Source organism: Gelidibacter pelagius (assembly GCF_017581925.1).
GTDB classification, from domain to species: domain Bacteria; phylum Bacteroidota; class Bacteroidia; order Flavobacteriales; family Flavobacteriaceae; genus Gelidibacter; species Gelidibacter pelagius.
Window position 1 is genome coordinate 108,024 of record NZ_JAGEVG010000012.1, and the last position, 12,022, is coordinate 120,045.

The following is a 12,022-nucleotide window of genomic DNA, read 5'->3' on the forward strand; positions in this document are numbered from 1 at the left end:
GGTCACCCTTCATCCAGCTAAAACCACCAAGTCGTGATAAATAAAAAACTTCTCATCATCGGTCATGTCTGGCCAGAACCCAGAAGCTCTGCGGCTGGAAGTAGGATGATGCAACTTATCGAAGCCTTTCAAAAGGAGGATTACGAAATTATTTATTCTAGTGCCTGTGCCAAGAGCAAAAATGCATTCGACTTATCAGAGATTGGCATCGTTCAAGCGAACATTGAGATGAACCACTCCAGTTTTGATCATTTTATAAAGAGCTTCGATCCAGATATCGTCATTTTTGACCGATTTATGACCGAAGAACAATTTGGCTGGCGCGTTGCTGAACATTGTCCAGATGCATTGAGAATCCTCGATACTGAAGATTTGCACTGTTTGAGAAAGGGAAGACAGCAAGCTTTTAAAGAAGGAAAGGCCTTTAACCAATCTTATCTTTTTAATGACTTTTCAAAACGCGAGATGGCAAGTATTTACCGTTGTGATTTGACTTTGATTATTTCAGAAGTAGAAATGGAGATTCTAAAAAATGAATTTAAAATACCTGAAAATTTATTGCTTTATTTACCTTTTCAACTCGATGTGATTTCTGAGCAAGGGATTTCAGATCTTCCAGATTTTGATAGTCGTGAGCATTTTATAACCATCGGTAACTTTTTGCACGAGCCTAATTATAATTCAATTCTGTATCTGAAAGAAACGATTTGGCCATTGATCAGAGAGAAATTGCCCAAAGCCGAATTGCATATTTACGGCGCCTATGCGTCACAAAAAGTAACTCAGTTACATCATGAGAAGAGTGGGTTTTTAATCAAAGGTTTTGCAGCAGATGTTAATGAGGTCATGGCAAAAGCCAGAGTGTGTTTAGCGCCGCTGCGCTTTGGTGCTGGTTTAAAAGGAAAATTGGTTGATGCCATGAAAAATGGGACCCCATGTGTGATGACATCTATAGCTGCTGAAGGCATGTTTGGAACCTTAGAACCAAATGGATATGTTGACGATTCAACTGAATTATTCGTAGAAAATGCGGTTTTACTTTATGGAAATGATGCTCTATGGAGGGAAAAGCAACATAATGGTTTTGATATTCTTAACCGACGATTTGATAAGATGATCTTTCACGACCGGTTATTTAATGTTATAGATGAAACCATCCAGCATCTAAAAAACCATCGGCATCTTAACTTTACTGGTCTAATGTTGCATCACCATTTGCTTCAATCTACTAAATATATGAGCAAATGGATTGAGGCAAAGAATAGTTAATATTGAAATTAAAAGACAGGTTTTAATCCGTTTTAATTGTTTCATAGATTAATATTTCTCCAAAATATAATCCGCAAAAAGATGTTGGGAATCGGTCAATCGATCATTGATTTTTAGTGAAGAGCCTTCTAATATCCCATTTAAAATAAGGTCGTTATATTTTCTGCTGGTTTCCATATGGATTTTTTCACCCTTTTTAAATGTGAAGGTTTTATTTAAACTCTTTATGGAAACGTTCTGATCTTTTGTGCTCACCAAGAAGCTTCTGGCAATGCCCTCTTCTTCATCATATTCTGGTTTGTGCTCAAAGGTATCAACGTCAAAATCGGCATCCAATTCTTTATTTATTCGTGTTAATAGATTGAGATTAAAACGTTTGGTTATCCCTTGGGCGTCATTATATGCAGGAAGTACCACCGATTTTGGTTTTATCAAGTCCACACCCAGTAAAACCCTATCGCCGATTTTTAAATTATCATCCAATTTTTGAATAAAGTCTTTAGCTCTTGCATCGGTTAAGTTTCCAATATTTGAGCCTAAGAACAATACAATTATTGGGTGGGAAGAAGCTTTTAAACCGCTCAAAACATTAAAATAATCACCCTGTTTTGGATGGATCTGTACGGTTGGCAGTTCTTTATTTATTGATGCCTTTAATTGAATCAGTGCGTTTTCTGAAATATCAATGGGATCATATTTAAAATTATAATTTTGATCATCCAATGCTTTCAGGAGCTGTTTTGTTTTTGTTCCGTCACCAGCGCCTAACTCTACAAGCTCAAAAAAGTTGTTTTTTTCAAGTTTTAGAGCTTTTATAAGTTCTTGATTTTGATTCTTGAAAATATCAAACTCTGCATTGGTGAGATAATACTCTGGCATATTCATGATTTCGACAAATAGGGCATCGCCAATTTCATCATAGAAATATTTGGAAGGCAATGTTTTTTTTGAGGCACTCAAGCCAAAGTCGATGTCTTTTTGAAAGTCTAAGTTCATATATTATTTAGCGAGTCTGATTCCTGAAAATTGCCATTGTGCTTGAGGGTGAAAGAAATTCCTGTAGGTATGACGGCTATGGCCTGGGGCAGTGGCATTGGAGGCACCTCTCAAAACCATCTGATTGATCATAAATTTGCCGTTGTACTCTCCGACTGCTCCTTCGGCTGTTTTAAATTTTGGATAGGGTAGATAAGCGCTATTGGTCCATTCCCAATGCGTTCCCCATTGAAATTGTTTTGATGCCACTTCCCATTCAAATTCTGTCGGTAATCGACATCCTTTCCATTGGGCAAATGCCGACGCTTCATAAAATGAAATATGGGTCAAAATAGCATTTTTATTTATGGTTTCTAAACCAGATAGGGTGTAGTGGTGCCATTGATCATTGACATTCTTCCAATACATGGGGTGCTTTATTTTATTGTCATTGATCCAAAACCAAGCCTCATCTAACCAATATTCAGGTTTTTGATAGCCGCTATCCTTTATAAACGCTATAAAATCACCGTAGGTCACGAGTCCGTTTGATATTTCGAAAGGCTCTAAAAACACACGATGTACGCCCAACTCATTGTCAAAACAGAAATCGTTGCTATCATGGCCAATAGTGTAAATTCCTTCATCGATTTTTAGCCAATCCTCAGTTTTATTAAAATGAGTAATATAGTTTTTCTCATAAAGTTTTGGATACAAAGGATTGAACGATAGCGTGTATTTTATGTCTGAAATCAACAATTCTTGATGCTGTTGTTCATGATTGATTCCTAAAATGGTCAGGGATATGATATCTTTATCAGATGTCGATTCCAATAGTTCAATCATTGCTTTATCGACATAGGCTCTAAAGTCATAAATTGTTTCAATTTTTGGCCGTGTCAACAATCCTCTATTATGTCTTTCAATGCGTTCGCCAATACTGTTGTAATAACTATTGAATAGGAACCCAAAATCTTTGTTGAAAACCTTATAGTTAGCAACATGGTTTTTCAAAATCATTTCTTCAAAAAACCAGGAAACATGGGCTATATGCCATTTTGGGGGACTTGTGAAAATTGCAGATTGAGGGGTGTAATCTTCTACCTGTAAAGGTTTACAAAGAGCTTCCGTACGTTGCCGGGTTTCGATATATTTTTTAGTGAGTGTATTCATAGCGTTTATAAAGATACTAAGGATTTTATTGTTTTAAAATGAAAATCTGAAATGGGAGCGCTTTTCTTGTAAATGAGATAAAACTTATAGGTGGTTGAAAAATAGAAAACCTTACATTTTTTTGAGTTTTTAACCCCAGCAGTTATTAAAATAAATTATAGTTTTGCACCTTAAAATTAAACCTATGATTTCAGTCGATAATTTAGCTGTGGAGTTTGGTGGAACTGCCTTGTTTAGCGAGGTATCCTTCACCATCAATGAAAATGATAAAATTGCCTTAATGGGAAAAAATGGGGCAGGAAAATCTACAATGATGAAAATTATTGCCGGTGAACAAAAGCCATCAAAAGGCCATGTGCGTTTTCCAAAGGATGCTATTATCGCATATTTACCACAGCATTTACTGACTGAAGATGCCTGTACTGTTTTTGAGGAGGCTTCCAAAGCTTTTGCACACGTCTTTGAAATGCGCGATGAAATGGAGCAATTGAATACAGCTTTAGAAACCAGAACGGATTATGATTCTGAAGACTACATGAGAATCATTCAGAAAGTATCGGATTTAGGTGAGAAATATTACGCTCTTGAAGATGTCAACTATGATGCGGAAGTCGAAAAAGCTTTGGCTGGATTGGGCTTTAAACGTGCTGATTTCACCAGAATGACTAGTGAGTTTAGTGGTGGTTTCCGGATGCGGATCGAATTGGCAAAGATTTTGTTGCAAAAACCAGATCTGATCCTTTTGGATGAGCCGACCAACCATATTGATATCGAGTCCGTCATTTGGCTTGAAGATTTCTTGCTCAACAAGGCCAATGCAGTGATGGTCATTTCTCATGATAAGGCGTTTATTGACAATATCACCAACAGAACGATTGAAGTCACCATGGGGCGGATTTACGATTATAAAGCCAACTATTCCCATTATTTACAATTGCGAGAAGATAGACGGGCACATCAAATTAAAGCTTTTCAAGAACAACAACGATTCATCGCCGATAATATGGCGTTTATTGAACGATTCAAAGGGACGTATTCTAAAACCAATCAGGTGAATTCCAGAGAGCGCATGTTGGAAAAATTGGAGATCATTGAAGTGGATGATATCGATACTTCCGCTTTGAAATTGAGATTTCCTCCAGCACAACGTTCAGGAGATTATCCGGTCACGGTTAAGGATTTGTCAAAGTCCTATGGTGACCACGTCGTGTTTGAAAATGCCAATATGTCTATTTCAAGAGGGGAGAAGGTCTCGTTTGTCGGGCGAAATGGTGAAGGAAAGTCCACAATGATCAAAGCCATTATGGGTGAAATTGACGTGGAAGGAACATGCCATTTGGGCCACAATGTGAAAGTTGGATATTTTGCTCAAAATCAAGCGTCATTATTAGATGAAGGCCTAACCATCTTCCAAACGGTAGATGAAGTCGCCCAAGGTGACGTGAGGACGCAAATCAAAAACATCCTCGGCCGATTTATGTTTAAGGGCGATGATATAGATAAAAAAGTAAGCGTACTTTCTGGTGGAGAAAAAACACGATTGGCCATGGTGAAACTACTGTTGGAACCTGTCAATTTATTGATTCTGGATGAGCCTACAAATCACTTGGATTTAAAATCAAAAGATGTGTTGAAAGAAGCGCTTTTGGATTTTGACGGTACCTTGATATTGGTCTCGCACGACCGGGATTTTTTACAAGGTCTTTCTCAAAAGGTATTTGAATTTAAAGACCAACGGGTCATAGAACATTTTGAAACTATTGACGATTTCTTAGTGAGAAATAGAATTGAAAACTTGAAGGAGATCGATTTACGAAAATAATGTTTTCTGTGATACAGTCATACAAACTTTTAATTCCGTTCACTGTTTTATGATTTTTTATTTAGATTTTGAGCCATAATCACAGAATAATATCTATTTTTTAGAGTATTATTGTTGAACAACAATGCCTATGAGAAAAGCCATCAGACTCTTAATTAGTAAATTAAGAACTTTTTTAAGAGACAAACTTCATCAGTATGATGTGACTCTTCCTTATATCATCACTGTTGTTATTGCACTTATTGTTGTTGTGGGAGGAATTAATTTGTTTGTAGAACTTACCGAAACTTTAAAGTCGGATGTGTTGGCAGATTATGATCATCGAATCACTGAATATGTGATCTCCCACCGCAATCCCTCACTTACCAAATATTTCGTTTTTGTGACCCATGTGGGTGATATTTACGGGTATGCCATTGTATTGGGTACTTTTATGGTGCTGTCGATATTCGTTTATAAGCGATGGAAATATGCGGTACAAATTGTTCTGGTTTTGGCACTATCTGCTATTTCCAACTTGATCCTTAAACGTTTTGTGGATCGGGCAAGACCAGGTATCGAACATATGGTATCGGTAGAGACACTGAGCTATCCAAGCGGACATGCGATGAGCGCAATGGCGTTTTATGGCTTCCTGATGTATCTGTTCTACAGATTCAAAATCAGTATCTTTTTGAAAATCCCAATCATCTTACTCTTGGGTATCCTGATTCTGAGCATTGGACTAAGTCGAATCTATCTTGGCGTACACTTTCCTTCGGATGTCGCTGGCGGTTTTATAGCAGGTTTTATTTGGGTGATTTTTTGTATTCTTATTTTTGATCTTATAGAAATTTTCAGAAGAGACCCGAGCACGCCTAAGGTATGACTCTCAGTACATGAATTCGTGTTGATTGTTGGTTTAATACTGCTAACGCACAGGGAGTGGATATTGGGCTTGCTTTGAGAAATTTCAAAAGATCTTCTGCAATTGCCGAAATTCGCATATAACAGTTTGATTTTTATATTCTTAAACTATATCATAATGGCGCTCAATCCTTTTATGCAGGTAGAGGGTTTAGAGGGGTGCTTAAAATTTAATGCTTCGAATTCCCTTAATCTATAATGAGCATTCTTTTTTAATTGCTACTTTTAAGCTCCTAATAATTAAATGAAGTTTTAAATTGTTTAAAAAGCACCTGCTTTTCTGTGTTACATTTCTGTTTTTCTGTATGCCATGGAGTTGGTCACAAAATGGTCCACCTATTATTGATGCTGTTGGCGATCAGGTCTATTGCCCAATGACCCAAATTCCGGTCACTACCTATTTCAATATTACCGATCCTGAGAATTCTGGTATTCGAGAATTGTTCATCCAAATATCTACGGGTTATGCCGTTAATGAGGATCGATTGTCATTGACGGGTACGCATCCCCATGTCGAAACGTCATGGAATAATACACAAGGTAAGTTAACACTTTCAGGGGTGGGTAATACACTTATACCTTATCCTGATTTGATAAATGCCGTAAGGGACGTTGTGTTTGAAAGCAATTCAGCGTCAATTTCTGGTGATCGATATTTTTCGTTTACGATAGGAAATGCGAATTACCTGCCATCAACTGGACATTATTATGAGTTTATTCCCTCGGTAGGCATCACTTGGAGAGAAGCGGTAGTTGCAGCATCCAACTTGACTTATTACGGTCTGCAAGGCTATTTAGCAACTATTGGTTCTTCTGAAGAAGCACAATTGGCAGGAGAGCAGGCTTCAGGCGCGGGATGGATAGGAGGTACGGACGAGGATGAAGAAGGGGTTTGGAAATGGGCGACCGGACCAGAAGCTGGGGACGTGTTTTGGATCGGGGCTGCCAATGGCTCAGCACCACCAGGCCAGTACGCCAATTGGAACACTGGGGAACCTAATAATTTGGGCGGTGAGGATTATGTACATATCACTGCACCTAATGTGGGTTTGCGTGGCTCTTGGAACGATTTAAGTAACACAGGAAGCACTAGTGGAGATTTTCAACCCAAAGGTTTTATTGTGGAATATGGAGGGATGCCAGATGACCCTGAGATTGATATCTCTGGCAGTACGAAGATTACGATAAACACAACGCTCCAAGCCATCAATCTACCTTCGCCAACTCTTCTTTTTATGGAATGTGATTCCGATGCGGATGGTGATCCTGCCAATGGTTTTACGACCTTTGATCTTAATTTTTATATGCCTGATTTGCTAAATGGGAGCGCGGTATCAGACTTTGATTTCAACTTTTATACGGATTCAAACTATACGGATCTTATTTCTGACCCTTCTAATTATACAAATACAGTTCAAGACGGTCAGCCCATTTATGTCCGTATTTTCAATGATGAATTCGGTACCTGTTCCATAGATACTTCTATTTCGGTAGGAGTTGCCAAATTGCCCGTAGTGCCAAATGAAATTACTTATCAAAATTGTGATGAAGACGGCATTGCTGACGGGTTTACGGATTTTAATTTGGATGAAATTGATGGACTATTGAATACGAACAATGCTTCAGGTTTAAGCATCAGCTATCATTTAACAGAATTGGATGCCAATCAAAATACATCATCTTTAAATCCTTTGTCATTTAACAATTCTATAGCTTCAACCATTTATGCACGTGTTGAAAATGCTGAGGGTTGCTATACTGTATCAACCATTAATCTACAAGTGTCTACGACTTCTTTTCCTGAAAATCACCTTCAAACCTTGGAGGTTTGTGATGATGACGGGATGAACGATGGCTTTAATGAGTTCGATTTGAGAGCAAATGAAAGACAGTTTTTATTCCAATTCCCAACGGGTCAAAATTTAAGTGTCCATTATTACGAGGATTTTAAAGATGCGCAATTGAATCAAAATGAAATTCAGAATACTTCAAGTTACGTAAACAGAACTGCATTTTCACAAACAATCCATGTCAGGGTTCAAAGTGCAGACAACGGCGATTGTTTTGGGGTTGGTTCGCACTTGCAATTAAAAGTAAACCCTCTACCCGAATTTAGCGTATCTCAATCGGAGGGATTGTGCTTAAATGGTGACCCTATTGTTCTAACAATCGAAAACCCTACCGGAAATTATAGTTATGTCTGGACCAACGCGTCGAACGAAATTATCAGTACATCAGCAACTGCAGCTGTTACAACCGCAGGAACGTATACCATTATAGCGAGCTCAGATGGCTGTGACTCCTTGCCAATCAACTACATTGTTGAAGCATCAGAAATCGCTAACTTAACAGATGTTAGTATTTCTATTGCTGACTTGTCAAATTCCAAAACCATCACTATTGATACCAGTATTTTGGGCGCTGGCGATTATGAATATTCTTTAGGAAATAGGTATGGTCCCTATCAGGATTCGCCCACTTTTACAAACGTTTCCGCTGGTGTTTATTCGTTTTATGTGAACGACAAAAATGGTTGTGGAATTGCTGAGACAAAAGTATATGTGATGGGGTTTCCAAAATACTTTACACCAAACGATGACGGTTTTAACGATAGATGGAATATTGAAGGTTTTGAAGGACAGTTTTCTGCACAATCCTATATTGAAATTTATGATCGCTATGGGACGTTTCTTGCGCGAATTCAACCCAATGGATTAGGTTGGGATGGCACCTATAAAGGCCAACCTTTGCAGGCTACTGATTATTGGTACTTAGCACAATTTTTAGATGATGAAGGTCAAACGCGGAATTATGAAGGCCATTTTAGTTTGATTAGATGATGAAGTATGAATTTAAGTCTTTATGTTTCCGTTGGTTCTGTGATTTCTATATCACGCTCCCAGCCTTCATGCTGCAGAACAATCTTTTCAAAGGCCGTGCAAGCTCCATTGGCATCGAGTTCTGGTAAAGCTTGATATTCTGATACCCAACAACGGTAGACTTTATAAGATATAACTAAGCTCCCTTGCATATTGAAAAGATCAATGATGATATCTTTTCTGTTTTTAGCTAAGGAGGTAGCTGTATCTCCAGCCAAATTAAATACTAAATTTGCCCAGTCTTCAAATGCAGTATCATGTGAAAGACCACGCTCAAGCGTAATTGGCTCAAAAGTTGTTATTCCGGGTGATAGTCTAAAGCTACTCGCGTCACCTCCATCCCGATGCTGTAGAGGTGCTGTGATACGCGTCAAGGCACTTACTTTTGTAACAGCAGCAATATATTTGCCATCCCATCTTACTCTAAATTTAAAATTTTTATAAGGGTCTAATCGATAATTGTTTACGCTGAACATTGCCATGAGTGCTTCATTTTAAATTAATGATACTCTAAAGTACAATAAGTTAATAAGTTATCCAAAACGACTTTAATCCTTACTCTTTAATAAACCAATAATTTCTTTCACTCCTTTTGTTGCCGTTTCAGCAATCACAATTAAACTCCCCCGGCTATCCATAGCAGGTTTTGGATCTATAAAATAGGTAGGTGTTCCTTCGGGTACATAGTGCATTAAGCTCGCTGCAGGATACACTTGCATTGAAGTTCCAATAATGACTAAAATATCCGCAGTAGCACAAACTTCCATAGCAATATCCATATTAGGAACCATTTCTCCAAACCATACAATGTGTGGTCTTAATTGATGCCCTTTGGGGCAGGTGTCTCCCAATTTAATATCGCCCTGGTGTTCAAAATAACTGAGTTCATCAATTACGTTTCTGACTTTTAGCAATTCGCCATGAAGATGAATAACATTGGAGCTGCCGGCGCGTTCATGCAAATCGTCCACATTCTGAGTGATAATAGACACCTTATAATCTTTTTCGAGCGATGCCAAATCAAAATGTGCAGCGTTAGGTTCTACAGTTAGCAATTGTCTTCTCCTTTGATTGTAAAAATCAAGTACCAACTCAGGATTGTCTTGAAATCCTTCTGGTGTTGCAACCTGCATCACATCATGGCCTTCCCATAATCCATCAGCGTCTCTAAAGGTTTTAATTCCACTCTCGGCACTCATACCTGCGCCAGTAAGTACAACAATATGTTTCATGTTTTTATTTTTTTATCTAATTCGTTATATAAGCTTCAGATGTTATATGTAACTTCTAATAATAAATGAAAATTTTTAAAAGAAACTAAATTTATGCGACATTTGAATCTTTAATAGGTAAAACACCACTCAACTTGGGTGTGCATTATTTTTGTTTTGTTACTTTGCCCAATATAGCCTATTTCAATGATTGATCTCAGACTTTTAGAACATTTAGAATCCCAGCTTACACCAGAACGGAAAGCACGATTTGATGCAGTACTTTCAAATCGGACCAAACATTTCACGGTTGCTACCGAAGACGTTTACCAGTTGCATAACACGAGCGCCGTGATTAGGAGTTGTGATGTGTTTGGAATTCAGGAGGTGCATATTGTGGAAGAGCGGAACTCTAAGCGCATTGATCGGGAAATCGCAATGGGTTCGCAAAAGTGGGTGGATTTGAAGCGATTCCATACGGTCATTGACTGCATCAAAAGCTTAAAAGAAAATGGTTATCAAATTGTGGCAACAACACCACATGAAAACGATCAGCTGCTTGCGGACTTTGATATAAATCGAAAATCCTGTTTCTTCTTCGGACGGGAAACTGAAGGCCTTTCCAAAGAGGTATTAGAGGCTGCAGATTGTTTTTTGAAAATACCAATGGTAGGCTTTACTGAGAGCTTGAATATTTCAGTTTCGGCAGCTATTATTTTACAGGAGGTCACCAACAAGCTGCGGCAATCGGATGTAGAATGGCAATTGTCTGAACATGAACAGTTGGAGAAGCGTATGGATTGGGTGTCAAAAACCCTAAAAAGTTATGATGGGATTGTAGCAAGGTACTATCAAGAAACAAATTCTACTTAGAGCGGCGCTGGCTTCTGCTCAGTATCTTATATTCTTCATAGCATTCATTGATGGCATCCAAGATCTGAAGATCATTTGCTGTTTGGATAAACTCCCTTGAATAGTTACACTGACTTACGATTTCATCTAAATCTATCCTATCTACTTCTAATAATACCATAAGCATTTCACGATCAAAACGAGACGCTAACAAGTTTCTGATTTCATCGTCCTTTTTCATTTGTTTCAACTTCTGCAGCTCTCTCGGTTTCTTTCCAAACATATTATATAAAAAGTCGGCAGGATTAAAGAGGGCACCTAAAACCTTGTTCACAGCACCGGTGTTACTTCCTGCTTCGTATCCTGTTGTTGATAAGCCCGAAATGCTATATCTATAATTGGTTTTAACGGGAACTTGCTTAATATCAATCTCTAAATAACCTGTAAGACGCAATTGATTCACAACCACTTCCTCTAATGCAAGCGCAAGTTCTGTCATTTCAATTCTGGTTTCACCAAATTTCAACCAATCGTTTGTCACTCTTACCTTAATGGATTTATAGCCTAAAAATGAGAAATGCAAAGTGTCATTTGCAGTTGCTTTTATCTCAAATTCACCTTCACTGTTAGTAGTAGTGCCAACAACTTGATTTAAGTTGACAATATTTACGCTTTCCAATATGTCGTTGGTACTCGTGCTATAGACGACACCCTTAACAGCGGTTGGTTCCTGTGCCACACTTAGTGTAGAAATGAAGAAAAAAGCAGTAAGTATTAGTAGGTGCCTCATTGGTTTATTTATGCGATAAAAATAAGAAACAAAACTCACAAACCTGTTGAAACCATAGAAAATTGATATAATATTAACTTTCAATGGCAGGGATTGGGTTTTAGCTGGGAGGGATTAAGGATGAGTTCAAAGTTCAAAGTTCCCG

General features: G+C 38.0%; 11 protein-coding genes. 6 read left to right on the top strand and 5 right to left on the bottom strand.

The window, feature by feature from the left end; translation table 11 throughout:
• The first annotated feature begins 33 nt into the window (after positions 1-33).
• Positions 34-1,269 carry a glycosyltransferase family 4 protein gene (locus tag J4051_RS11450; RefSeq protein WP_317192714.1) on the top strand — a complete coding sequence of 412 codons (1,236 nt, stop codon included), beginning with the start codon at positions 34-36 and terminating at the stop codon, positions 1,267-1,269.
• Positions 1,270-1,317: 48 nt separating this feature from the next.
• Here J4051_RS11450 and J4051_RS11455 read toward each other — a convergent pair whose 3' ends face one another.
• A complete protein-coding gene (locus J4051_RS11455) occupies positions 1,318-2,265 on the bottom strand; it encodes an L-histidine N(alpha)-methyltransferase (RefSeq protein ID WP_208234010.1) in 948 nt (315 codons plus the stop codon).
• A 3-nt stretch (positions 2,266-2,268) separates the two neighbouring features.
• Positions 2,269-3,417, bottom strand: a complete 1,149-nt coding sequence (egtB, locus tag J4051_RS11460; RefSeq protein ID WP_208234011.1) for an ergothioneine biosynthesis protein EgtB — start codon at positions 3,415-3,417, stop codon at positions 2,269-2,271.
• 184 nt (positions 3,418-3,601) lie between these two features.
• Here egtB and J4051_RS11465 point away from each other — a divergent pair, with 184 nt between their 5' ends.
• The 4 genes from J4051_RS11465 to J4051_RS11480 all read left to right on the top strand — a co-directional run bounded on the left by J4051_RS11465 (position 3,602) and on the right by J4051_RS11480 (position 8,985).
• A complete protein-coding gene (locus J4051_RS11465; RefSeq protein ID WP_208234012.1) occupies positions 3,602-5,239 on the top strand; it encodes an ABC-F family ATP-binding cassette domain-containing protein in 1,638 nt (545 codons plus the stop codon).
• A 130-nt stretch (positions 5,240-5,369) separates the two neighbouring features.
• A complete protein-coding gene (locus tag J4051_RS11470; protein WP_208234013.1) occupies positions 5,370-6,107 on the top strand; it encodes a phosphatase PAP2 family protein in 738 nt (245 codons plus the stop codon).
• A gap of 137 nt (positions 6,108-6,244) precedes the next feature.
• On the top strand, positions 6,245-6,319 hold the full coding sequence (locus tag J4051_RS19255; RefSeq protein WP_208234058.1) for a DUF4256 domain-containing protein: 75 nt from the start codon (positions 6,245-6,247) through the stop codon (positions 6,317-6,319).
• 131 nt (positions 6,320-6,450) lie between these two features.
• The gene (locus J4051_RS11480; protein WP_208234014.1) at positions 6,451-8,985 is read left to right on the top strand and encodes a T9SS type B sorting domain-containing protein; all 2,535 of its coding nucleotides are present in this window, start codon (positions 6,451-6,453) and stop codon (positions 8,983-8,985) included.
• A gap of 20 nt (positions 8,986-9,005) precedes the next feature.
• Here the strand turns inward: J4051_RS11480 and J4051_RS11485 are convergent, their stop codons facing one another.
• Together J4051_RS11485 and J4051_RS11490 are read right to left on the bottom strand one after the other, a co-directional pair.
• Entirely contained in the window at positions 9,006-9,506 is a 501-nt protein-coding gene (locus J4051_RS11485) for a phage tail protein (RefSeq protein ID WP_208234015.1), read from the bottom strand.
• Positions 9,507-9,572: 66 nt separating this feature from the next.
• Positions 9,573-10,256: an SIR2 family NAD-dependent protein deacylase gene (locus J4051_RS11490; RefSeq protein WP_208234016.1), complete on the bottom strand. Its 684-nt coding sequence runs from the start codon at positions 10,254-10,256 to the stop codon at positions 9,573-9,575.
• Between the two features lie 186 nt (positions 10,257-10,442).
• Here J4051_RS11490 and J4051_RS11495 point away from each other — a divergent pair, with 186 nt between their 5' ends.
• Positions 10,443-11,108, top strand: coding sequence for a TrmH family RNA methyltransferase (locus J4051_RS11495; RefSeq protein WP_208234017.1), 666 nt, complete (start codon positions 10,443-10,445; stop codon positions 11,106-11,108).
• Here J4051_RS11495 and J4051_RS11500 read toward each other — a convergent pair.
• Positions 11,101-11,877, bottom strand: a complete 777-nt coding sequence (locus J4051_RS11500; RefSeq protein ID WP_208234018.1) for a carboxypeptidase-like regulatory domain-containing protein — start codon at positions 11,875-11,877, stop codon at positions 11,101-11,103. The genes J4051_RS11495 and J4051_RS11500 overlap by 8 nt on opposite strands.
• Positions 11,878-12,022: the final 145 nt, after the last annotated feature.